Annotated in this window: 19 protein-coding genes; 14 read left to right on the top strand and 5 right to left on the bottom strand. The window is 62.1% G+C overall.

All coding sequences use genetic code 11. The annotated features are described in order from the left end of the window. The 12 genes from C9411_RS03330 to C9411_RS03380 all read left to right on the top strand — a co-directional run bounded on the left by C9411_RS03330 (position 1) and on the right by C9411_RS03380 (position 16,729). Positions 1-822 (top strand): type VI secretion system accessory protein TagJ, encoded by an 822-nt coding sequence (locus C9411_RS03330; protein ID WP_301336339.1) that lies wholly within the window; start codon positions 1-3, stop codon positions 820-822. A 2-nt stretch (positions 823-824) separates the two neighbouring features. After that, on the top strand, positions 825-1,400 hold the full coding sequence (locus C9411_RS03335) for a type VI secretion system baseplate subunit TssE (RefSeq protein ID WP_038876749.1): 576 nt from the start codon (positions 825-827) through the stop codon (positions 1,398-1,400). 4 nt (positions 1,401-1,404) lie between these two features. Next, complete coding sequence (gene tssF / locus C9411_RS03340) at positions 1,405-3,291, top strand: type VI secretion system baseplate subunit TssF (protein ID WP_063990295.1); 1,887 nt, start codon at positions 1,405-1,407, stop codon at positions 3,289-3,291. Beyond that, positions 3,288-4,358 carry a type VI secretion system baseplate subunit TssG gene (gene tssG, locus C9411_RS03345; protein WP_107226397.1) on the top strand — a complete coding sequence of 357 codons (1,071 nt, stop codon included), beginning with the start codon at positions 3,288-3,290 and terminating at the stop codon, positions 4,356-4,358. The genes tssF and tssG overlap by 4 nt, the downstream gene beginning before the upstream one ends. Before the next feature lie 56 nt (positions 4,359-4,414). Next, positions 4,415-7,069: a type VI secretion system ATPase TssH gene (gene tssH, locus C9411_RS03350; protein ID WP_107226398.1), complete on the top strand. Its 2,655-nt coding sequence runs from the start codon at positions 4,415-4,417 to the stop codon at positions 7,067-7,069. A gap of 49 nt (positions 7,070-7,118) precedes the next feature. Then, complete coding sequence (locus C9411_RS03355; RefSeq protein WP_107226399.1) at positions 7,119-8,564, top strand: serine/threonine-protein kinase; 1,446 nt, start codon at positions 7,119-7,121, stop codon at positions 8,562-8,564. A gap of 143 nt (positions 8,565-8,707) precedes the next feature. Next, a complete protein-coding gene (locus C9411_RS03360; RefSeq protein WP_107226400.1) occupies positions 8,708-10,636 on the top strand; it encodes a type VI secretion system Vgr family protein in 1,929 nt (642 codons plus the stop codon). 55 nt (positions 10,637-10,691) lie between these two features. Continuing rightward, a complete protein-coding gene (locus tag C9411_RS03365; RefSeq protein WP_107226401.1) occupies positions 10,692-11,138 on the top strand; it encodes a DcrB-related protein in 447 nt (148 codons plus the stop codon). Continuing rightward, positions 11,131-14,112, top strand: coding sequence for a DUF6531 domain-containing protein (locus tag C9411_RS03370; RefSeq protein WP_233221862.1), 2,982 nt, complete (start codon positions 11,131-11,133; stop codon positions 14,110-14,112). Before C9411_RS03365 ends, C9411_RS03370 begins: the two co-directional genes overlap by 8 nt. 620 nt (positions 14,113-14,732) lie before the next feature. Next, positions 14,733-15,596, top strand: a complete 864-nt coding sequence (locus C9411_RS25955; RefSeq protein WP_233221879.1) for a glycohydrolase toxin TNT-related protein — start codon at positions 14,733-14,735, stop codon at positions 15,594-15,596. Between the two features lie 6 nt (positions 15,597-15,602). Then, a complete protein-coding gene (locus C9411_RS03375) occupies positions 15,603-15,977 on the top strand; it encodes a hypothetical protein (RefSeq protein ID WP_107226402.1) in 375 nt (124 codons plus the stop codon). Positions 15,978-16,033: 56 nt separating this feature from the next. Then, positions 16,034-16,729: a hypothetical protein gene (locus tag C9411_RS03380; RefSeq protein WP_233221863.1), complete on the top strand. Its 696-nt coding sequence runs from the start codon at positions 16,034-16,036 to the stop codon at positions 16,727-16,729. 90 nt (positions 16,730-16,819) lie between these two features. Here the strand turns inward: C9411_RS03380 and sbmC are convergent, their stop codons facing one another. The 5 genes from sbmC to rclC form a co-directional block, all read right to left on the bottom strand. After that, positions 16,820-17,287, bottom strand: a complete 468-nt coding sequence (gene sbmC / locus C9411_RS03385) for a DNA gyrase inhibitor SbmC (protein ID WP_107226404.1) — start codon at positions 17,285-17,287, stop codon at positions 16,820-16,822. Positions 17,288-17,310: 23 nt separating this feature from the next. After that, positions 17,311-18,153, bottom strand: coding sequence for a tryptophan 2,3-dioxygenase (gene kynA, locus C9411_RS03390; RefSeq protein WP_025303311.1), 843 nt, complete (start codon positions 18,151-18,153; stop codon positions 17,311-17,313). A gap of 147 nt (positions 18,154-18,300) precedes the next feature. Continuing rightward, complete coding sequence (gene rclA, locus C9411_RS03395; RefSeq protein WP_107226405.1) at positions 18,301-19,638, bottom strand: reactive chlorine resistance oxidoreductase RclA; 1,338 nt, start codon at positions 19,636-19,638, stop codon at positions 18,301-18,303. 37 nt (positions 19,639-19,675) lie between these two features. Continuing rightward, on the bottom strand, positions 19,676-20,131 hold the full coding sequence (locus C9411_RS03400) for a DUF302 domain-containing protein (RefSeq protein WP_107226406.1): 456 nt from the start codon (positions 20,129-20,131) through the stop codon (positions 19,676-19,678). Further along, entirely contained in the window at positions 20,128-20,700 is a 573-nt protein-coding gene (rclC, locus tag C9411_RS03405) for a reactive chlorine resistance membrane protein RclC (RefSeq protein WP_107226407.1), read from the bottom strand. The genes C9411_RS03400 and rclC overlap by 4 nt, the downstream gene beginning before the upstream one ends. Before the next feature lie 137 nt (positions 20,701-20,837). Between rclC and C9411_RS03410 the strand changes: the two genes are divergently transcribed. Both C9411_RS03410 and C9411_RS03415 read left to right on the top strand, forming a co-directional pair. Continuing rightward, positions 20,838-21,713, top strand: coding sequence for a cupin domain-containing protein (locus C9411_RS03410; protein WP_107226408.1), 876 nt, complete (start codon positions 20,838-20,840; stop codon positions 21,711-21,713). Between the two features lie 159 nt (positions 21,714-21,872). Beyond that, positions 21,873-22,910, top strand: coding sequence for a LacI family DNA-binding transcriptional regulator (locus C9411_RS03415; protein WP_107226409.1), 1,038 nt, complete (start codon positions 21,873-21,875; stop codon positions 22,908-22,910). Positions 22,911-23,036 lie beyond the last annotated feature (126 nt).

Consider the following 23,036-nt stretch of genomic DNA (forward strand, 5'->3'; position numbering starts at 1 on the left):
GTGAAATCATTAGCAAGCATGCTGCAAGGCCAGTCGATTGGCGCGGCCATCACCGCCGTCGAAAACGAGATCAAGGCGAAACCGGCGAATGCCGACCTGCGCGCCGCGCTGGTGCAACTGCTGTGCCTGAGCGGCAACTGGACGCGCGCCAACGCGCAGCTGAAATCCTGGCAAGCGCTGAAACCGATCGCCCAACCAACCACCTTGCTGCTAATGCAGTCGGTCAACGCCGAGCTGCAACGCCAGGCGGTGTTCGCTGGCACGGCCGCGCCGGCGCTGCTGCGGCAGGATCAGCCCTGGCTGAAACTGATGGTGCAGGCGCTGCATCAGGATGCGCAAGGCGCGGCCGAGCAGGCCCAGGCGCTGCGCGATGAAGCGCTGGAAGCCGCCCCGGCCGGCGCCGGGCGGTTAACGCTGGCCGAAGGCGACCAAGAACGGCAGCTGCGTTTCGACTGGCTGACCGACGGTGACGGCCGCCTCGGGCCGGTGTGCGAGCTGGCGCTGAACGGCGTTTACTACTGGCTGCCGTTCGCCGATATCGCCGCGATCCAGTTCCAGGCGCCGCAGAGCGCCATCGATCTGGTGTGGAGCCATGCGCTGGTGCGCCTCACCGACGGCCGCGAACAGGTGTGCCAACTGCCCGCCCGTTATCCGCTGGCCGAAGGCAGCGACGACGCGCTGCTGCTGGGCAAGCGCACCGAATGGCAACCGCTGGGCGACGGCACCCACTATGCGGGGCTGGGCCTGAAGACCTGGCTCAGCGAAAGCGACGAATTCCCGCTGCACAGCCTGCGGCAACTGAGCTTCGACGCGAGCGCCTGAACATGAACGATAAGCGCCCCCCCCATTACGACGGCGGCGATCTGCGCCGCCAGGGCTATCGCTATCGTCAAGACAGCGAGCGCCTGACGTCGCGCGACAAAATGCAGCCGGTGCTGCTCGACATGCTGACCGACGACGAACCGCAGAAAAAGCAGGAGGCGCAGGTGCGCAACCTGGTGTCGCACAGCGAGCTGCGCCGCCGGGTGCTGCGCGATCTGCAGTGGCTGTTCAACTGCGTCAACAGCGAATCCAATCTGGATCTGGGCGATTTTCCACAGGTGCGGCGCTCCACCCTGAATTACGGCATCGCCTCGCTGGCGGGCAAGCGCATGTCGGACATCGAATGGCTCGACATTCAGCGCGCGCTGACCGAGTCCATTCTTCATTTCGAACCGCGCATTTTGCCCGAGGGGCTGCAGGTGCGCTGCATCTCGGACACCGGCTCGCTGGAGCTGCACAACGTGCTGTCGATCGAAATCAAGGGCCGCCTGTGGTGCGTGCCCTATCCGCTGGAGTTTCTGTTCCGTACCGACGTGGATCTGGAAAACGGCCACTTCGATCTGAAAGACATAGGGTAAGGCGATGGACAGTAAACTTTTAGATTATTACAACCGCGAGCTGGCCTATCTGCGTGAGATGGGCGCCGAGTTCGCCGAACAGTACCCGAAGGTCGCGGGCCGTCTCGGCATGCGCGGCATCGACGTGGCGGATCCCTATATCGAGCGTCTGATGGAGGGCTTCGCCTTCCTCACCTCGCGCGTGCAGCTGAAAATGGACGCCGAGTTCCCGCGCTTTTCTCAGCGCTTGCTGGAGATCATCTACCCCAACTACTTGTCGCCGACGCCGTCGATGGCGATCGCCGAGCTGCAGCCGGACAGCAGCAAAGGCGACATCAGCAACGGCTTCGTGGTGCCGCGCGGCACCATGATGGACAGCCAGACGCTGAAGAAAAGCGGCATCACCTGCAGCTACACCACGGCGCATGACGTCACGCTGCAGCCGGTGCGCATCGCCGGCGTCGAGCTGGGCGGCATTCCGGCCGATATTCCGCTGGCCTCGCTGGGGCTGCAGCACAGCGGCTGCGTCAGCGCGCTGCGCATTCGCCTCGAGTGCTACGAAAGCGTGACGCTCAACAACCTGCAGCTGGACCAGTTGATGTTTTACCTGGCCGGGCCGGACATACAGGCGCAGCAGCTGCTGGAACTGCTGATGCAGCACAGCGTCGGGCTTGTCTGCCAAACGGTGGAGGCGCAGCCGCAGCGGCGCGCGCTGGCGCTGGACGGGCTGCGGCAGGAGGGCTTCGCCGCCGAACAGGCGCTGCTACCCAACGACCTGCGCAACTTCGAAGGCTACCGGCTGCTGCAGGAGTACTTCGCCTTCCCGGCGCGCTTCCAGTTCTTCAGCGTCAACGGCCTGCGCCCGCTGCTGCAAAGCGTGCGCGAAGGGAAAAAGGCGCTGCGCCAGTTCGAGATCGTGGTGCTGCTGGATCGGCACGATGCCGCGCTGGAACGGGTGGTCGACGCCGCCCATTTGGCGCTGCACTGCACGCCGGTGATCAACCTGTTTCCGAAGGTCGCCGAACGCATCGCGATCAACGAAAAAAACCACGAATACCATCTGGTGGTCGACAATATCCGGCCGCTGGATTACGAAGTGTTCTCGGTGCAGCGGCTCGGCGGCAGCGCCAGCGAAAAACGCTACGAGCAAGAGTTTCGGCCGTTTTACAGCACCCTGAGCGCGGACGACGGCAACTATGGCGCCTACTTCTCGCTGCGGCGCGAACAGCGCACGCTGTCGGAGCACGCCCGCCGCTACGGCACCCGCACCGGCTATGCCGGTTCGGAAGTGTTCGTGTCGCTGGTGGACGAGCGGCAATCGCCGTGGCACAGCGATCTGAAATACCTCACCGCCGACGTATTGTGCACCAGCCGCGACCTGCCGTTGATGCTGCTGCAACAGGATCAGGGCAACTTCGTGATGCCCGACTCGATCCCGATCAAACAGGTCTCTCTGCGCAAAGGCCCCACTCCGCCGCGCCCGGCGCTGGCCGAAGGGATGATCACCTGGCGGTTGATCAGCCAGCTGCAGCTGAACTACCTCAGCATGATGGACGGCGATCCGGAACAGGGCGCCGCCAGCCTGCGCCAGTTGCTGGGGCTGTACGGCAACCTGAGCGAACCGGCGATCGCCAAACAGATCCAGGGCGTGCGCCACTGCAACCTGCGGCCGGTCTACCGGCGAGTGCCGGAGCCGGGCCCCATCGTGTTCGCGCGCGGCATCGCCATCGATCTGACGGTCGATGAGCAGGCGTTCTCCGGCAACAGCCCCTATCTGCTCGGCAGCGTGCTGGAGCGCCTGTTCTCGCGCCTGGTGGCGATGAACACCTTCACCGAGATGACGCTCTCCAGTCAGCAGCGCGGCGAAATCGCCCACTGGCAGGCGCGCATGGGCAAAAGGACGCTGATATGAACGCGGAGATGATTGCCACCGAACTGGCGCCGCCGCAGATCAACGCGCTGTATCGCCTGCCGGACGACTTCTGGCCGCGGTTGCGCAGCGCGCCTTACCAGCACGATCTGTTTCAGCTGCTGCGCCGCATCGACGCCCAGGGCGGTCAACCCTACCTGCTGGGGCGCGCGCCGCTGCCGCGCCACGAGATGCTGCGCCTGGGCCAGGAGCCGTCGCTGTCGTTCGCGCCCTCCACGCTGGCGCAGGTGGCGCCGCGCGCCAACAGCACGCTGCACGACGTCTCGATCTTCAGCTTCGGTCTGTTCGGCCCCAACGGGCCGCTGCCGCTACACCTGACCGAATACGTGCGCGAACGGGTGTACCACCATCAGGACACCACCCTGCTGGCGTTCACCAACCTGTTCCATCACCGGCTCACGCTGCTGTTTTACCGCGCCTGGGCCGATGCGCAGCCGACGGTGTCGCTGGATCGTCCAGACAACCGGCGCTTCGACGAGTACCTGTCGAGCCTGATCGGCATCGGCCAGCCGGCGCAGCAGGAACGCGACAGCATCAACGCCCACGCCAAACATTTTATGGCCGGTCATCTGATTCGCCACAGCCGCGATCCGGAAGGCCTGAGCAAGATTTTGCAGCAGTATTTCAAGGTGCCGGTGCGCATCGTCGAAAACGTGCCGCACTGGCTGCGGGTGGAGCCGCGCGAGCAAGCTCGGCTCAAGGCCGGGCGCGGTGCGCCGCGGCTCGGCGAGTCGGCCTTTCTCGGCATCGCGGTGCGCGATATTCAGCACAAATTCCGCATCGAGCTGGGGCCGATGCCGCAGCGGGACTATGACCGCTTCCTGCCGGGCGCCGATCTGTGCCGGCAGCTGCGCGACTGGGTGCGCCAATACCTGGGCATCGAGTTCGTCTGGGAAGTCCGCCTGATCCTGGCGAAGGAGCAGGCGCACGGCATCCAGCTCGGCGGCGCGCAGCGACTGGGCCTGAGCAGCTGGCTGGCCGACGATCGGCGGCAACGCGATCTCGACGATCTGATCTTCAGCCCTGAACCGCTGGAAAATCCGTTCTGACCCTATTTCGGCCGGCGCCCTGCGGCGCCAGGCCACTCTGAGACCTGAGGAAAACCATGTCTGAAATCAGCCGCTCGGTATTATTTGGCAAACTGGATAGCCTGTTATTCACCTCTCTGGAAAGTGCGACGGCGTTTTGCAAGCTGCGCGGTAACCCCTACGTCGAACTGGCGCACTGGCTACATCAGCTGATGCAATCGCCGGACGGCGATCTGCAACAGATCGTGCGCCACTTCGCGCTGGACGAGGCGCAGTTGGCGCGCGACATCGTCGAGGCGCTCGATCGCCTGCCGCGCGGCGCCAGCGCCATCTCCGATCTGTCCGAGCACATCGACAGCGCGGTAGAACGCGCCTGGGTCTATGGCTCATTGAAATTCGGCGCGGCGCGCATCCGCGGCGGCCACCTGCTGCTCGGCATCCTGAAAACCTACAGCCTGCGCCATCTGCTGAAGGCCATTTCCCCGCAGTTCGAGCGCATCAACGCCGATCTGTTGATGGAGCAGTTCGCCGCCATCACCGCTCACTCGGCGGAAAACGCCCAGGATGCGCCGGCGGAAAGCAGCGCCGAGAACGTATCCGGCGCGCCGCGCAGCGGTGAAAGCGTGCTGGCGCAGTATGCCCAGGACCTGACCGCCAGAGCGCGCAACGGCGAGATCGATCCAGTGGCCGGCCGCGATGAAGAGATCCGGCAAATCATCGATATCCTGATGCGCCGCCGCCAGAACAACCCGCTGCTGACCGGCGAGGCCGGCGTCGGGAAAACCGCGGTGGTGGAAGGCCTGGCGCTGCGCATCGTGGCCGGCGACGTGCCGCCGCAGCTGCGCGACGTGAAGCTGTGCCTGCTGGACATCGGCATGCTGCAGGCCGGCGCCGGCGTCAAAGGCGAGTTTGAAAAACGGTTGCAGGCGGTGATCGACGAAGTGCAGTCCAGCCCGACGCCGATCATCCTGTTTATCGACGAAATTCACACCCTGATCGGCGCCGGCGGCGCCCAGGGCACCGGCGACGCCGCCAACCTGCTGAAACCGGCGCTGGCGCGCGGCCAACTGCGCACCCTCGGCGCCACCACCTGGTCGGAATACAAGAAATACATCGAGAAGGATCCGGCGCTCACCCGCCGTTTCCAGGTGGTGCAGGTACACGAGCCGAGCGAAGACAAAGCGCTGCTGATGCTGCGCAGCACCGTCAGCCCGCTGGAGCAACACCACCGCGTGCTGCTGCTGGATGAAGCGGTAGACGCCGCGGTGCGGCTGTCGCATCGCTATATTCCTGCCCGCCAGTTGCCGGACAAAGCAGTGGCGCTGCTGGATACCGCTTGCGCGCGCGTGGCGGTCAGCCAACACGCCGAGCCTGCCCAGGTCGAAGACTGCCGCCACCGCATCGATGCGCTGCAGATAGAGTGGGATATCGCACGTCGCGAGGCCAAGGTGGGCATCGGCGATCCCCTGCGCCCGCAGGAGATTGAAGCCCAGCTGACCGCGCTGCGCCAGGAGTTGGAACAGTTGACCGACCGCTGGCAGCAGGAGCTGGCGCTGATCCAAGAGATCATCACACTGCGCGCCCAGCTGCACCGGCAGGAAGAAGAGTCTACTGAAGAAGAGACGCAGGCGCGCCCTGACGCCGACGCGCTGCGCGCCCAGCTGGGCGAACTGCAGCAGCAGCTGAGCGCCCTGCAGGGTGAAGCGCCGCTGATCTTCGCCGCCGTCGACGCCAACATCGTGGCGGCGGTAGTGGCCGACTGGACCGGCATCCCGCTGGGCCGCATGGTGAAAAACGAGATTGAGGCGGTGCTGCAACTCTCCGACACCCTGAACCAGCGCGTGATCGGCCAACGCCATGCGCTGGATCTGATCGCCCGCCGGGTGCGCACTTCGCGGGCGCGCCTGGACGATCCGAACAAGCCGGTCGGGGTGTTCCTGCTGGCTGGGCCATCCGGCGTCGGCAAGACCGAAACCGCGCTGGCACTGGCGGAAACCCTGTACGGCGGCGAGCAGAACGTCATCACCATCAACATGAGCGAATTCCAGGAGTCGCACACCGTTTCGACGCTGAAAGGCGCCCCCCCGGGCTATGTCGGCTACGGCGAAGGCGGCGTGCTGACCGAGGCGGTGCGCCGCCGTCCTTACAGCGTGGTGCTATTGGACGAAATCGAGAAGGCGCACCCGGACGTGCATGAAATCTTCTTCCAGGTGTTCGACAAGGGCTGGATGGAGGACGGCGAAGGTCGCCATATCGATTTCCGCAACACCATCATCATCCTGACCTCCAACGTCGGCACCGATCTGATCGCCGGGCTGTGCAGCGATCCGGAGCTGCTGCCGGAGCCGGAGGCGCTGAGCGGCGCGCTGCGCCAGCCGCTGTTGTCGGTATTCCCGGCGGCGCTGCTCGGCCGCCTGCTGGTGGTACCGTATTACCCGCTGACCGACGCCACGCTGGGCAACATCGTGCGCCTGCAGCTGGGGCGCATCCAGCGTCGCCTGGCGGATAATCACGACATCGTCTGCACCTTCGACGACGCGGTCATCGAGCAGATCGTCAGCCGCTGCACCGAGGTAGAGTCCGGCGGCCGCATGGTCGACGCCATCCTGACCAACACCCTGCTGCCGCAGATCAGCCACACCCTGCTGACCGGCAGCGCCAACGACCAGCGCTATCGCCAGCTGCATATCGCGCTGCAGAACCACGAATTCATTTGTCAATTTCAGGCATAACGCCGCGGCCGCCGAGACGGCGGCCCTTTGAACACAGAGAGTCATCACTATGTCGGGAACCGGGATAACCAAACCGAATTCGAACAGCCTGCCGAGCGGCTATCGATTCAATGAATTCGAGATCCAGGAAGCGATCGGCGAAGGCGGCTTCGGCATCGTCTACCGCGCCTACGATCACCAACTGGAACGCACCATCGCCATCAAGGAGTACATGCCGACCTCGCTGGCGAAACGCAACGACGATCTCAGCATCGGGCTGCGCGGCGAGCGCTTCGGCAAAACCTTCCAGGCCGGGCTGAACAGCTTTATTCAGGAGGCGCGCCTGCTGGCCCGCTTCTCGCACCCCGGCCTGCTGCACGTGCTGCGCTTCTGGGAAGAGAACGGCACCGCCTACATGGGCACCCAGTTCTACAGCGGCACCACGCTGAAGAACCTGCAGGCGCAGCAGCCGGAGAAAATCGACGAAGCGTGGATCCGGCGGCTGCTGCCGCCGCTGTTCAGCGCCATCAACACCATCCATCAGGAAGGCTACCTGCACCGCGACATCTCACTGGATAACATCCAAATCCAGGAGAGCCAGCTGCCGGTGCTGCTGGACTTCGGGTCGGCGCGCAAAGAGATCGGTAACCTGTCGGACGAAACGGAGATCATGCTGAAGCCGGGCTTCGCGCCGATCGAGCAGTACACCGAAAACAGCGACGGCGAACAGGGGCCCTGGACCGATATCTACGCGCTGGGCGCCGTGCTGCACACGCTGATCGTCGGTTCGCCGCCTCCGGTCAGCGTGGTGCGCAGCATCGAAGACAGCTATCAACCGCTGGCCGAGCGCCGCCCCGCCGGTTACTCGCCGGAGCTGCTGCGCACCGTCGACCGTGCGCTGGCGCTGAAGCCGGAAGACCGCCCGCAGACCATCGATGAAATGGCCGAGCTGTTGCATCTGCCGATCGCCGATGAAAACGAAATCGTCAGCACCCCGGCCGCCGCGCCGGAGAACCTGTTGGTGGCCGCCAACCCGGCAGCCGCCGCCGCGGCCGCCGGTGCCGTTACCGCGCGTAGCACCCAATTCTCACGGCCGATGATGGCCGGCGCCGGCGTCGCGGCGCTGCTGGTGATCGGCGCCGTCGCCTGGCTGAGCGGCGGCAAGGACGATACCCAGGCCGTAGCGCAAAACACCGCGGCGTCACCGGCGCAGAAAACCGTGACGGAGCAGCCGAGCGCGCCGCAAACCGCGCCATCTGCGCCGGTGGAACCTGAAAAGGCGGCGCCGCCACCGCAGCCGGTGGCGCTGGTGTATTTCAAACTGCAGCCGGGCGAACAGGTCAGCCTCGACGGCAAGCCGCAGCAGGTGACGCCGGGCGAAAACGGCTTCGCCAGCCTGAATCTGGCGCCGGGCCGTTATCAGTTGGAGATCCGTCACAACGATCGGCGTCGCCAGCAGCAACTCAGCATCGACACCGCCGGCACCTGGCTGGTCAATCCGGCCAGCGCCGGTTAATTCCGTTCTGAAGCCCCGTCGCGGCGGGGTTTCTCCTATTTCATGAGACTGACGCACCACTGCCCACCCTCATTGGCCGCGTGGCAAGGCCGCTGCAACGCCGGGGTATGCAGGGCATGACGTCAATCACAGAGGACGTCCTCATGTTGGATCGCATTATTGCGCACACGCCGCTGGGCCAGGAGCAGCTACTGTTCCGCTCACTGGACGGCATCGAAGCGCTTTCCACCCCTTTCAACTTCTCTATTGAATTGCTGAGCACCGACGCGCGGCTCGATCGCAAAGCGCTGCTCGGCCAACCGCTGACGCTGGAGATCCCGACCCAGGGCTTTCTCAGCGCCCCGCGCTACCTGAACGGCAAGATCACCGCCATCGCCGTCAGCAGCGAAGAGATCGGCGGCACCCGCTACGCGCTGTATAACCTGCACGTGCAGCCGGATCTGTGGCCGATGATCAAGGACCGCAACTTCCGCATCTTCCAGGAACAGACGGTACCGCAGATCGTCAAGACCCTGCTGGCGGAGCACAACGTGCAGCTGGAAGATCAGCTGACCGGCGACTATCGCCTGTGGGGCTACTGCGTGCAGTACAACGAAAGCAGCTTCAACTTCATCAGCCGCCTGATGGAGCTGGAGGGCATCTATTACTATTTCAAACACGAGATGGGCAAACACACGCTGGTGCTCGGGGATGCGCCCCACCACCACCAGCCCTATCCCGGCTACGAGATGATTCCCTATCACCTGACGCCGTCCGGCGGCAGCACCAGCGAGGAAGGCATCAGCCAGTGGACGTTGTCCGATCGCGTCACACCGGGCATCTACAGCCTGGACGACTACGATTTCCGCAAGCCGAACGCCTGGCTGTTCCAGGCGCGGCAAAACCCGGTCTCGCCGACGCCGGGGCAGATCGACGTCTACGACTGGCCGGGCCGCTACACCGAACATCAACAGGGGGAGTTTTACGCCCGCGTGCGTCAGGAAGCCTGGCAGGCCGAACATCAGCAGATCCGGGGCACCGCCACCGCGCTGGGCATCGCTCCCGGCAGCACCTTTACGCTGTATAACGCCCCGCACGCCGACGACAACCGCGAGTACCTGACGCTGCAGGCCAACTACCATTTGAAAGAGAACCGCTATGCCAGCGGCGACGATCAAAGCAGCGAACACCGTATCGACTTCATCGTGCTGCCGGCGGACGTGCCCTGGCACCCGCCGCAGCAGGCCACCTGGCCGAAAACCCACGGGCCGCAGACCGCACGGGTGGTCGGCCCGGCCGGCGAATCAATTTGGACCGACAAATACGGCCGCATCAAGGTGAAATTCCACTGGGACCGCTTCGGGCCGAAGGACGACGGCAGCTCCTGCTGGGTGCGCGTCTCCAGCGCCTGGGCCGGCCAGGGCTACGGCGGCGTGCAGATCCCGCGTGTCAACGACGAAGTGGTGGTGGACTTTATCAACGGCGATCCGGATCGGCCGATCGTCACCGGGCGCGTCTATAACGAAGCCAGCATGCCGCCGTGGGCGCTGCCGGCCGCCGCCACCCAAATGGGCTTTATGAGCCGCACCAAGGACGGCACCGCCGACAACGCCAACGCCCTGCGCTTCGAAGACAAGGCCGGCGCCGAACAGGTGTGGATCCAGGCGGAACGCAACATGGACACCCAGGTCAAAAACGATGAGAGCCACACCATCGATAACGACCACACCCATCTGGTGGGCGGCAACCAGATCAAACGGGTGGTGCTCAATCAGGCCACCGGCGTCAAAGGCGATGCCTCCGCGCTGACCGGCAAAACGCGCAGCGACGCCGTGGTCAACGCCTTTACCCTCGGCTCCGGCGAATCGCTGCGGCTGGAGTGCGGCGAAAGCGTGATCGAGCTGCTGGCGAACGGCCAAATCAACATCACCGGCACCAGCTTCAATATCACGGTGAAAGAGGACGGAGAGATCAATACCGGCGGCCAGCTGGATCTCAACCAGCCCGGCGGCGCCGCGCGCACCGCCGCACCGGGCGGCGGCCATCAGGCGGCGATCCAGAGCGCCGTCGATCAGCTGTTCCCGAAATCCTGATGCCGACGCGGCCCTGCGCCGCGCCCTTTCCCCCTGATTACTTGCAAGGACATCCATGGATTACCTTTTCCAGGAAGGCTATTTCACCCTCCCCGCCATCGCCTGGCAGGACTGCACGGTCAATATTCTCAAAAACCCGCAAACCGGCGCCTCGCTGGTCATCACCCGCGGCATCATTCCGCAAGGTGCCACGCTGGAGGACGAATTCGAGAAGCAGTGGCAAGCTCTGCTGCCACAGATCAGCGATTTGCAACAGTCGCCGCGCCGGCGCATCAGCGCCGGGCCGCAGGGCCATCTCAAGGCGATTGAAGTCACCAGTCTCTTTATCCGCGCCGGACACCACCATCATCAGCATCAGTTGGCGGTGCAGCCGGACGAGAGCCAGACGTTACTGATCGTCACCTATGCCGCCATGCGCCCCTTCACCCCCGAGGATGACGCTCACTGGCAGCAGGTGAAAGCGTCGCTGGTCTTGAACACAGTGAACAATAGCCATGGCTGAGATCTGGGCAGCAAGAAAGGATGACGAACTGATCCACACCAGCGCGTTGGCGGACATCGCCAGCGCCGTCGCCGAAGTCGCGGTGTATGCGGTGGCGACCGCCGCCGTGTCCGCCGCCGCGGCAGCCGCAGCGCCGGCATTGGCAGGGGTGGCGGTGCTCGGCGCAGCGGCGACGGCGGCCTCCGGTTGCGTTGGCGCCGGGCTGATCGTCGGTTTTGCCACCAGCCTGACCGGCGTCGGGGAACATATCAGCAACGGCTGCGACGCCGTGGCCAACTGGCTCTTCCCGCCTTCCGTCTCCGGCGTCATTCTCACGGGTTCCCCCAATGTCTTCACCAACGCCAAACCGGCGGCACGCGCCGCCGGTCGCTTACTCACGCCCGCAGAGATCAAAGCGTTACCGGCGCCACAGCCGCCACAAAGCTTCTGGGATTATGGCGCCGAGCTGCTGGCCACCGGCGGTAATATCCTCTCGCAGCTGTGGCAGCCCAGCGTCGCCGGCCCCAGCCAGCCCAGCCAACCGCTGGAAGAAGATAAAATCAGCTGTGACAAACATCCGCTTCCGCAATACCTGGCGGAAGGCTCCAGTAAAGTATTTATCAACGGCCAACCGGCCGTACGCAGTAATGACCGTTCAACCTGCGAGGCGAAAGTCTCGACCGACGCCTCCAAAAATGTGCAGATCGGCGGCGGAGCGGTGGTGGTACGCGACATCAAGAGCGGCAAGCTGCCGGGTATCGGTTTAGCGTTGACCGTACTGCCGCTGCTGCTCGGTAATCCGGCCAAACTGGTTAAGAACCTGCCTTGCATGATCGGCGGCGGGCTGGCGGCGGCGGGCGTTAACGCCCTCGGTGAAGCGATCCACGCCGCCTTTAACCCGGTGCATGCCGCCACCGGCGCCAAGGTGTTGAACGGCGAAGAAGATCTGGACCTGTTGCTGCCGGCACGCTTTCCGCTGGTCTGGCAGCGCAATTACAACAGCCGCAATGACTATCAGGGACTGTTTGGCCACGGCTGGCGCACGCCTTTTGAAACCTGGGTCGATCTTGGCGACCGGGACGGCGGCGTTGAGTGTTGCCTGCATGATGAAACCGGTCGTGAGCTACGCTTCCCGCTGCCTGAGGTGAACCAGCCGAGCTTCAGCGCCGGTGAAGGGCTGATGTTCCGCCGCGGTGAAGAGGGACAGCTGCTGATCGCCGACACCGACGGCAGCGTCTGGCGGCTGTTCGTGCCGCTGCCGCAGAACCCTTCCCGCCTGCGGCTGGTGTCGTTGAGCGATGAGTACGATAACGCGCTGCTGCTGAACTACGACGAACGACAGCGCCTGAGCCGCATCGTCGACAGCGCCGGCGCCATGACATTGCGGCTGGAATACGGCGATCCGCGCTTTGACGATCGCGTCACCGCCTTGCGGCATAACGACGAACCACGCGTGCGCTACCGTTATGACGACGGCGGCAATCTGCATCAGGTGATCGACGCCGGCGGCTTGGTCACGCGTGAATTTCACTATAACGCCCAACATCTGTTGACCCGCCACCAACAGGCCGGTGGGCCCAGCTTCGAGTATCGATGGGCGATGTTCGACGACTGGCGCGTGGTGGGACACCGCGACAGCGCCGGCGGCGGCTGTACAATCGACTACGATTTGGCCGCCGGGTTAACGACGGTCACCGAGTACGACGGCTTGCGGCACCAGCACCGCTGGAACGCCCAACGGCTGATCGTCGAATATACCGACGAGCGTGGTGAGGTCTGGCATTACCAATGGAATGACGAGGACATGCTGATCGCCACGCGCGATCCGCTCGGCCACGGCTGGCATTTCCGCTACGATGAAGTCGGCAATCTGGTCGAGGAAGAAGATCCGCTCGGCCATATCCGCCTCACCGGTTGGCTACCACAGCGCGCGCTGCCGATCAGCGTCAAGGAGCCCAACGGCGCCACGCAGCATTTCTACTACGACGAGCGCCATGCCTTGATTGCCGAGATCGGTGCGCTCGGCCATAGCCAGCGCTACCTGCGCGATGGCTATGGTCAGGTGGTGCAAGCCGTCGACGCCAACGGCGGCATCAGCCATTTCGCTTATGATGAGCACGGGCAATTATTGCGCGCCCGCGATTGCTCCGGCAAACAAACCCTCTACAAATATACGGCTCAAGGCTGGCTCCGCGAGGTGACCGACGCCTCCGGCGAACGCGTTCATTACCGCTACGATGCCGCCGGCCGCCTGACACAGCTGCAGCGCGCCGAGGGCTGGCAGGAGACGCTGAGCTGGAACGCGCAGGGCCAGCTGGATCGCTATCAGGGGGCCGATGGGCGCTTGACGCATTATCGCTATGACGCAGCCGGCCGCCTGCTGGCCACGCGCAATCCGCTCGATGGCGAAGTGGTGCGCCACTACGACGCCCGCGGCCGATTAACGGCGCTGTGCAACGAGAATGCGGAAAGCTACCTGTTCCATTGGACGGCCTGCAACCTGTTGCAGGAAGAAATCGGGTTGGACGGCGTCAGCACCCGCTATCGTTACGACGAATGCCGCCGGGTCGTCGAGCGCCGCTTCGCCGCCAATACCTCCGCCGCCTTCTCGCACTATTTCAGCCATGACGGCGCCGGCCAACTGGTGAGCAAACAGACGCCCGATGGAGAAACCCGCTACCGCTACAGTCCGCTCGGCCAACTGCTGCATGCCGCCAGCTACCGCGGCAACGCTTGGCATGACGAGCCGACAGCGGCTCAGAACGAGGTCAGTTTTGATTATGACTTGCTGGGGCGGGTGACCCGTGAGCAAGGTGCCAACGGTACGGTACGCTACGCTATGATTACGATCCGATGGGTAACCGCACGCAAACCACCTTGCCCGACGGACGCACGCTGCGCGCACTGTACTACGGCAGCGGCCACCTGCTGCAGCTGGCGCTGGACGATATCACCCTCAGCGAGTTCGAGCGCGACAATCTGCACCGCGAACTGAGCCGTACGCAGGGTCGCCTGACCAGCCGAGTGCATTATGATCGGCTGGGGCGCAAAGACCGGCGGGAGATCTTCAATGACAACCGCCAGCGCCCGGCGCCGGCCAGCAGCTCGCGCCAGTGGTCTTACGACTATCAAAACAACCTGACGCGCGAAGAACACAACGCCAACCCGTTCTCCTACCAGCGTTATCAGTACGATGCCACCGGTCGATTGCTGAGCCGGGACGGCACGCTGCCGGATACCGAGCGCTACCGGTACGATCCGGCATCCAACCTGCTGGATGAGGGGCAATTCCGCCAGCGGCACAACCGCGTACTGCATTATCAGGGAATTGATTACCGGTACGATGTCTTTGGCCGCACGGTGGAAAAACGCAAAGGCCACTACCGTTGGCAATATCTCTACGACGCCGATCATCGCCTCTGCGAGGTGGTGCGCTACAGCCAGCATCGCAGCGAAGCCCAGCAGCATGTGCATTTCCACTATGATCCGCTCGGGCGGCGCACGCAAAAGCGGGTGTGGCAGCAAAGTCAGGATCTGCGCCAACCGGCCGGCAAATGCCAAACCACCACGTTTTTGTGGGAAGGTTTCCGGCTGCTGCAGGAAACTCGCGACGGCATGCCCCTCACCTATGTCTATGCCGATCAGGGCAGCTATGAACCTTTGGCGCGCATCGACGGCCACGCGCCGGCCCAGGTATTTTACTTCCACACGGCGCCGAACGGCGAACCGGAAAGCCTGACCGACAGCGACGGAACGCTGCGCTGGCAGAGCCACAGCAGCGCCTGGGGCCGCATAAAGTATGAGGAAAATCAGCAAGATCTGGATTACTCCCAAAACCTGCGCCTGCATGGTCAATACCTGGATCGGGAAACGGGATTGCACTACAATTTGTTCCGCTATTACGATCCGGATATCGGCAGATTTACCCAGCACGATCCGATAGGTTTGGCCGGCGGGATCAACCTGTACCAATACGCGCCGAATCCGCTGGGTTGGGTGGATCCGTTGGGGTTGAGTTGCGGCAATTCCTGGAATAATTTTCAATCGAAGTCGAAAGGTGTTTTTGCATCCAGAAGCCAGGCATCTAAAGCTTATAATCTGTGGAAAAAACAAGATTGGGCGGCCTTAGAAAAATTCATGGGGCATGGCTCATGGCCTCCCAATAGAGGTTTTGTACAAGCAACTCCTACTACTCTTATGCCTGGAGCAAAAATTGATAGATACGGTGGCTGGACAAATAATGGCGTATTCAACGACCGAGGTACCTTTGTCTCTCCTGCTGGAGCCTCTTTTGGCAGCCGGGCATTACCGTTAGATACTCTGGAAAAACCGTATCGAGTATACGAGGTGGTTAAACCAATCCAAGCAGATATGGGGCCTGCTATACCGTGGTTTAACCAAGCTGGTGGAGGAACACAATTTGAACTGTCCAAATCCATCAGTCAACTTCTTGCAGAAGGCCGAATCCGGCCAATTTGAGGAATTATGAGCGAAAAATACTTTAGCGTGAAGAAAGATAAGCAACTATTTGATGGTAACGAAGAGCAGTTTCGTTTATTTAAAAAAGAAGTATCCATCCCTAACTCTAACGAAAAAGTACTTTATGATAACAGCTCTGCGATACCCATATGGGATATAGATGAAAACATCAGGAAGGCGATCGCAGAAAAAATAAGCGGGATAAAAGTCATAGAGTACCCATATGACCCAATACCTTCATATAAAAATGAAAATCTGGATATCTACATTCAGAAAGTAGAGTCGGAAATGCACAAAAACAGAATAACAATAATCACGGCGACGGGTGAGTCACAACCAGCAAGATATAAGATAAAGTTGCTGGGTTTCATTTTTCACTAGCGCTCTCTTAGAGGCGATCCCACTGAAATCTTTATAACACTCTGAGGTAACAGATGATGAATATTTCCTGGGATATCGCCAACTTTAATATATCAATGAAAAGCCAGTACAGTGATATCTATGAGTTAGAAAATGATATCAGTAATTTCTTTGGAAGCAGTAATTTTAGTGAAATGGACTCCCTTGACTGGTTTTTAATCAACAAGAAAACAAACGAGCTTTCTTTTTTGTTGTTGAGCGTTCCTTCTTTTTTTAAAGCATCAAGCGAGCGTCATGCCCTTGATGTTGACTCATTACGAGAAATAAAATTATCAGAATGTATCGATAGCTTCGTATCTCACGTCACTATTCAAGACGAAACAGTTTTCCAATCCAAAGAGAACATTTTAATTGTCGCATCGGATACATCGGCCATCGTTTATAAGGCACCAATCAAAGAGGGTCTTTATTTCTTGTTGGGCTGTGATTTTTCGTATCATGGTTTTTTATTGCTCAGTGCGACCCATCATATCCCCGGGGGAACACCACCATCAGATGAGACAATTTCCGATTCGTTATTCTTAAGAATGCTAGATTTGTGCAACCAAGATTTTTATGATGCCATGGACGAGCAAGATGAAAGATGTTTATCCATAATAAACCAGTTAGAGAAGGATTGTTTGGCATATCAAAAGATAGACGTTCGCTTACTGCAAATAATAGATTTTATAAAAAACCTTAAATATACATTCTATGATATAGACATGGAATAATTATCTTATGACTGTTCCTCTTTTAAATGAATCTTTAAATACCCTATCAAAAGGCTCCCAAAGAGCCTTTTGATACGCTACCGCGCCGTCTCACCACTTCTTCACCGTCTGGTAAATATCGAGGTCGAAATAGCCGTCGGCTTCGCAGTCGTTGAGATAATGTTCGTAGCTCACCCCCTCAACCGGCTGGTAGCCGCTGGCCGGCAGCAGCCTCTGATAGAACTCGCCCCACACCCGCTCGAAGTCGCCATCGCTGATGCGCACGTGGTAGACCGCATACTGCCCGGCGGGCAGCGTCTGCACGGTCACGCCCTCGCTGCCTGCCGGCAGCGCGAAATCGTCCGCCACGCTTATCACTACGTCGGCACGCAGCTTTTCCGGCGCCACTTCCGCCGGATCGTCCCAATACAGCACCAGCCATTTGCCGAACGGCACGCCGTGGCGCTGCCGCCATGCCAGCAGTTGCTGCGAGCCCTGCGGGATCGTCTGCGGATACGGCCCCACGACTCTCACTCCCGCCACCTTCTCCGCCGCTTTATCGATAATCCTCACGCTCATCGCCCTTATCCTCTCTCGTTATTTCAGGCGCCGATTTCGGTGCGCACGTCCAGCAGCTCGGGGAAAAAGGTCAGATCCAACGCCTTTTTCAGGAAGCTGACGCCGCTGGAACCGCCGGTGCCCGACTTGAAGCCGATGATCCGCTCCACCGTTTTCATATGGCGGAAGCGCCACAGGTGGAAGCTCTCTTCGATATCCACCAGCTTCTCCGCCATTTCATAGGCTTCCCAGTAGGTTTGCGGGTTGTCGTAGATCACTTTGAACGCCGGCAGCAGATCCGGGTTGCGCTGGTAGGGCTGCGTCCAGTCGCGCTCGAGGCACTCCTGCGGGATCGGCAGGCCGTGGCGCGCCAGGTACAGCAAGTATTCGTCGTACAGGCTCGGCGCTTCGAGGATCGCCTTCAGCGCCGCGTGTTTTTCCGCATCGCTGCTGAACACCGCCAGCATCGCCGCATTCTTGTTGCCGAGCAGGAACTCGATCGAGCGGTATTGGTGCGACTGGAAGCCCGACGAGCTGCCCAGCACGTCGCGAAACTCGACGTACTCCGACGGCGTCAGCGTTTCCAGCACCGCCCACTGTTCGAACAGCAGCCGCTGGATCTGTTTGACGCGCGCAAGGATTTTGAAGCAGTGGCTGAGTTTGTCCTGCTGCACCAGCCGCACCGCCGCTTGCAGCTCGTGCAGCATCAGCTTCATCCACAGTTCGGAGGTTTGGTGCTGTATCACGAACAGCATTTCGTCATGATGCGGCGGATTGGAGAGCGGGTGCTGGCAGTCCAGCAACGAGTCCAGGCACAGGTAGTCGCCGTAGCTCATGCGTTTGGAAAAATCGGTGACAATCGCGCTTTCTAATTCCCGTTTGTTCATCTGTGATCTCCGTTGCGCCCAGCGCCCCATCGGCCTGGAACGTGCCGCAAAGAGAAAACAATAGTACAGAACCCGCCGCCCCGAAGGGCGATAAACGAGAGGTGCTTCGCAGATCTCACTCATCTGCGCCGCCCCTCTCGCCCCGCTTTACCCTATCAACCCAAACAGGTCGTTGAGCGACTCGCTCATGGTCGGGTGAGTGAACAGCTGATCGCGCAGCCGGGTATAGGGCAGCCCGGCGTCCATCGCCGTTTTGACGATGTTGATCATCTCGTGGGCATCGCGGCACAGCAGCGCCACGCCGAGGATCTGGCCGGTCTGCGCATCGACCACCGCCTTCAGCAGGCCGCGCGTGTCGCCCAGCACGCGGGCGCGCGGGATCGCCGCCGCCGGCAGCGTGGCAACCTTAATGTTGCGCCCCTGCTGCCGGGCCTGATCTTCGCTGAGACCGATGCGCGAGAAGCTCGGGGTGATGAACACCGAGTAAGGCACCGCGCCGCGATCGGTCGTGCTGCGTTTACCCGCGCCGAACAGGCTGTCGCGCACAATGCGGAAATCGTCCAGCGAGATATAGGTAAACTGCGGCCCGCCGTTGACGTCCCCCAGCGCCCAGATATGCGGCACGCTGCTGCGCAGCTGCGCGTCCACCCGCACGGCGCCGCGCTCATCCGTCTCAACACCGGCGCGCGCCAGCTGCAAGCCGGCGGTGTTCGGCGCGCGCCCGGCCGCCACCAGCAGCGCATCGAACGACTGCATGCCGCCCTGATGCACCACCTCAACGCCCCCTTCCACATCGCGCACCTGCTTCACGCCGGCATTAAACGTGAAGCTCACCCCGGCGTCGCTCAGGATTTGCTGTATCGCCTGCGCCATATCGCGGTCTTCCCGGCCGAGCAACGCGCCCGCCTCTTCGAATACCGTCACGGCGCTGCCGAACTGCGCGAACATCGAAGCGAACTCCAGCCCGATATAACCGCCGCCGATAATGCCCAACCGCGCGGGCCGCTGCGTCAACTGCAGCAGGCCGGTGCTGTCGTAACTCCGCTGCGAACGATCCAACCCGTCGATCGCCGGCCGGCGGCTGACGGCCCCGGTGTTGATGAAGATGCGCTCGCCGCCCAGCACCTGCGTTCCCGCGGCGCCCTGCACGCTGATGCGGTGCGGATCGATAAACTCCGCCCGTCCGTCGATCACCGTGACCTGTTCAAGCCCCGCCAGGTTTTGGTAGTTTTTCTCCCGCAGCAGGCCGGTCACCTGCCGCTTGCGCGCCATCGCCTGGCTGAACGCCTGTTCGCCCGGCCCGTGAAGCTCGGCATCGTGCACCAGCGTTTTGGTCGGGATGCAGCCGATGTTGATGCAGGTACCGCCATACATCTGCGCCGACGCCTCCACCATCGCCACGCGCCATCCCTGCCCGGCCAGAAAGGCCGCCAGCGTTTTGCCGGCCTTGCCAAACCCGATGATAATCGCCTGATAATCGTACATTGTGTCGCCTCGTCTCGTGATGTTCATCGCCGGTCAATCAGCGTATTGCGGCCTCAATTAACCGCTCCAGCGGCCTCAGCGCCGCGACCTGTCGTTCGTCGGCCCCGGCGCTCCGCTTCAGACTTTCCGCCGGGTGGTAGCTGACCTGCGTTTTGCCCCGTTCGTCTTGCGCAATCAGCACCCTGAGCGGCAGATCCAGCGCCAACGCCGGCCGCGCCAGCATCAGCGGCGTGCCCGCCAGCGGGTTGCCCAGCACCAGCACCGTGGTGGGCGGCATCGCCAGATGATGCTCACGCGCCGCCCTGGCGTGATCGAACTCGGCAAACAGCGTCACGCCCTTCTGCTCGGCCGTGCTGATAATGCGCTGACGCGTTTCCTGATAAGCGTAGGCGCTCTCTACCGTTCGGGTTTCTTGCCCCGGCGTCCCCTCCGCCACTGCAGAACAGGCCAGCATCATCAGGCTACCGGCCACGGCTCGGTTCATGACGCTCATGCGGCCTTCCCCCGCCACTGTTTCTCGAGCAAGCTGCGCGCCGAATCCGCCATGATCATCACCGCGCCCGCCAGCATCAGCGTGTCCTTCAGCACCAGGCGCCCGGCGCCGGAGAGATAAGGGAAGCCGTGATGCGCATCGCCCAGCGCCGGCACCCAGGCCTCCGGGGTGGTGATTAAAAAGGTCAGCGTCACCAGCGGCGTGCAAAAGGAGAGCATGCCGCCCAACAGCCCCAGCCATTTGGAGAACGGGTTGGCCAGCACCAGCAGCGCGATCGCCACCTCCACCACGCCCAGGCCGTTGGAGAAGCCATAGGTATTGTTGGCCTGCTGCCAGGCGCGCGCGGCGAGGTTCAGTTCGCCTTCGTGCGTCAGATGCGCCTGATAGTCCTGCGGCATGTCATAGAAAAACGACATCAGCGGGCTGTTGGCGACGAACGGCGTGATGCTGTCCGCTTCGTAAGGGATGAATTTGAGCAGGCCAATCCATAAGAAGACGATGGCGATGCTGAGGCGAATCAGCGTTAATCCCAGCTTGTCGCCCTTGCTCAGAAAGAATAGTATTTTCATTACCGGCTCCATGTCATTGATAACTCATGCATCGCAGCGGCGCCCTCCGCATCGCTGCACTATCGAACCGATCTTAGTGCTTCGCATTACGCCGGCCCATTGCCGAAACAATCAGCTTCTTAGCCAGGAGTCTCAAAATGGATCCGCTCAGCCAACTGTTGATGCTTAACGACATGCGCGGTTACGTGGCGCGCGATTGCCATTTCAGCGGCGAGTGGCGCTCGCCGCATGCCGCCGGGGAGTGGAGCCAGATCCGCTGGCACATGGTGCTGGCAGGCAGCTGTCGGCTGGAGATCCCCGGCGGCTGCCCGGTACCGCTGGAGCAAGGCAGCCTGCTGTTCTTGCCGCACAACTCCGCCCACCGCCTGCTGCCGGAGGGGGCCGACAGCGCTACGCACCTGCTGTGCGGCGTGCAAATCTTGCCGCACAGCGCATCGCCACTGCTGGCGAGCCTGCCGGAATGTTTGCTGTTCAACAGCCGCCAGCAGGGGCGGCTGGCGCTATTGCAGGCGACCGGCCAGCTGCTGAGCGATGAGTTCAGCCAACAGGGCCAGGGGCACAACGCCATTGTCAGCCAGACCATGGCGCTGCTGTTCGCGCTGGCGATCCGCGCCTGGCTGGCCCAGCCGAACCAGAGCGGCAATCTGGTCGCCGCGTTGCTGCATCCGCAGTTGGGCAATGTGGTTGAACAGATGCTGCGCCGCCCGCAACACCCCTGGACGCTGGTGGAACTGAGCGAACGGGCCCATATGTCGCGCGCCAACTTCGCCCGCGTCTTTCGTCAAGTTACGCAGCAAACGCCGCTGCAGGCCCTCACCGCCATCCGCATGCAGCTGGCGGCCCGGCTGCTGGCGCGCCAGGCGTTGCCGCTGAGCCGTATCGCCGAACAGGCCGGCTACTCGTCGGAGGTGGCGCTGCATAAAGCCTTCACCCGCCACTTCGGCCTGACGCCGGGAAAATTCCGCCAGCAGGCCGCTGAGACACCGCCGGACATTTGCCCCATCTCGGCATAACCTCCCGCCCCGCCTTACTGTTTAGTAAACAACGCGGCCGTCGCCTGACGACTCTCACAAATGCGCAATCCCATGCGTGCGGCGCCCCGGTTGCGGCTTGCCTGCGGCCGGCTTCCCTTATAGATTGCAGGCTAACGGCAGGCAGCAAGGTATCGGCAAATGGCAAATATTCGTGATGTCGCACGGTTGGCCGGCGTCTCCATCAGCAGCGTGTCGAACCTGCTGAACAACCGCAGCCACCAGATGAGCGCGCAGACCCGTGAACGCATCGAACAAGCGATGGCGACCCTGGGGTATCGGCCGGCCCGGGCGGCGGCGGTGCCCGCACCGCAGGCCAAGATCATCGGCCTGCTGCTGCCGTCGATCGTCAACCCGAGCTTTTCGGCGCTGGCGCATGCGGTCGACGGCGCGGCGCGGGCTCACTGCTACCGCGTCTTGCTCGGCAACGCCTACCGCCAGGAACAGGAAGAGGCCGCGTTTATCGACGATATGTTCCTGCATGGCGTGCGCGGCATCATCGTGGCGGCAAGCGACGTTCGCCAGACCCATTTTGTCCGGGCCGCCGAACGGGGCATGAAGATCGTCAGCTATGACAATCCGTTTCCCGAGCGGGCGGCCATCGATACCCCGCTGTTCGACAGCGTCTCGATGGACAATGTCGCCGCCGGGCGCCTGGCCGCGCAGCACCTGCTCGAACGCGGCTGCCGACACATTGTGTTCGCCACCGAAGCGACGCTGACCGTCGGGCGCAGCCACAAGATCGACGGTTTTCTGAGTGCGCTGGGGCACAGCCTGAGCGAACGCCAACGGGTGATCGAAGGCAAGGCCAACAGCGCCTACGGCGACACGGAAATGTTCGAATTGGGGCTGACGCTGGCGCCGCGCGTACTCGCGCTGACGCCGCGCCCAGACGGTATCGTGGCGATTAACGATGCGCTGGGCATCGGGCTGATGGTGGGGGTGCGCGCTGCCGGCGTCCAGGTACCCGCAGACATCTCGGTGATCGGCATCGACAATATCGCGCTGGCCGGCCTGGCCGAACCGGGGCTGACGTCCGTCAGGCCGCCGCTGGCGGAGATGGCGCAGCTGATGGTCGAGCGCCTGATCGGCCGCATCAACAGTGATTCACCACCGCCCGGCGAGTTTCTCTTCCCGCCGACGGTCATCAGCCGGCGCTCGGTTAAAGCCGCCGGCTAACTGAAATAACAGCGTCTTACCCAGGCGATGCGCAGCGGCATCGTCCGGATCGGTGTCAGCCAAAAACAAAGGAACAGGCCGTCGCGCTTAAGGGATGCACGCGCCTCAATGAATCAGCGTCGTGCC

The organism is Serratia sp. Nf2, assembly GCF_003028435.1.
Lineage (GTDB): Bacteria > Pseudomonadota > Gammaproteobacteria > Enterobacterales > Enterobacteriaceae > Serratia > Serratia marcescens_L.

What these genes read in the sequence shown, in the direction of transcription:
- C9411_RS03335 (WP_038876749.1), top strand. Translation starts at nt 825, where the DNA reads ATGAACGATAAGCGCCCCCCCCATTACGACGGCGGCGATCTGCGCCGC.
- tssF (WP_063990295.1), top strand. Translation starts at nt 1,405, where the DNA reads ATGGACAGTAAACTTTTAGATTATTACAACCGCGAGCTGGCCTATCTG.
- tssG (WP_107226397.1), top strand. Translation starts at nt 3,288, where the DNA reads ATGAACGCGGAGATGATTGCCACCGAACTGGCGCCGCCGCAGATCAAC.
- tssH (WP_107226398.1), top strand. Translation starts at nt 4,415, where the DNA reads ATGTCTGAAATCAGCCGCTCGGTATTATTTGGCAAACTGGATAGCCTG.
- C9411_RS03355 (WP_107226399.1), top strand. Translation starts at nt 7,119, where the DNA reads ATGTCGGGAACCGGGATAACCAAACCGAATTCGAACAGCCTGCCGAGC.
- C9411_RS03360 (WP_107226400.1), top strand. Translation starts at nt 8,708, where the DNA reads ATGTTGGATCGCATTATTGCGCACACGCCGCTGGGCCAGGAGCAGCTA.
- C9411_RS03365 (WP_107226401.1), top strand. Translation starts at nt 10,692, where the DNA reads ATGGATTACCTTTTCCAGGAAGGCTATTTCACCCTCCCCGCCATCGCC.
- C9411_RS03370 (WP_233221862.1), top strand. Translation starts at nt 11,131, where the DNA reads ATGGCTGAGATCTGGGCAGCAAGAAAGGATGACGAACTGATCCACACC.
- C9411_RS25955 (WP_233221879.1), top strand. Translation starts at nt 14,733, where the DNA reads ATGCCCCTCACCTATGTCTATGCCGATCAGGGCAGCTATGAACCTTTG.
- C9411_RS03375 (WP_107226402.1), top strand. Translation starts at nt 15,603, where the DNA reads ATGAGCGAAAAATACTTTAGCGTGAAGAAAGATAAGCAACTATTTGAT.
- C9411_RS03380 (WP_233221863.1), top strand. Translation starts at nt 16,034, where the DNA reads ATGAATATTTCCTGGGATATCGCCAACTTTAATATATCAATGAAAAGC.
- sbmC (WP_107226404.1), bottom strand. Translation starts at nt 17,287, where the DNA reads ATGAGCGTGAGGATTATCGATAAAGCGGCGGAGAAGGTGGCGGGAGTG.
- kynA (WP_025303311.1), bottom strand. Translation starts at nt 18,153, where the DNA reads ATGAACAAACGGGAATTAGAAAGCGCGATTGTCACCGATTTTTCCAAA.
- rclA (WP_107226405.1), bottom strand. Translation starts at nt 19,638, where the DNA reads ATGTACGATTATCAGGCGATTATCATCGGGTTTGGCAAGGCCGGCAAA.
- C9411_RS03400 (WP_107226406.1), bottom strand. Translation starts at nt 20,131, where the DNA reads ATGAGCGTCATGAACCGAGCCGTGGCCGGTAGCCTGATGATGCTGGCC.
- rclC (WP_107226407.1), bottom strand. Translation starts at nt 20,700, where the DNA reads ATGAAAATACTATTCTTTCTGAGCAAGGGCGACAAGCTGGGATTAACG.
- C9411_RS03410 (WP_107226408.1), top strand. Translation starts at nt 20,838, where the DNA reads ATGGATCCGCTCAGCCAACTGTTGATGCTTAACGACATGCGCGGTTAC.
- C9411_RS03415 (WP_107226409.1), top strand. Translation starts at nt 21,873, where the DNA reads ATGGCAAATATTCGTGATGTCGCACGGTTGGCCGGCGTCTCCATCAGC.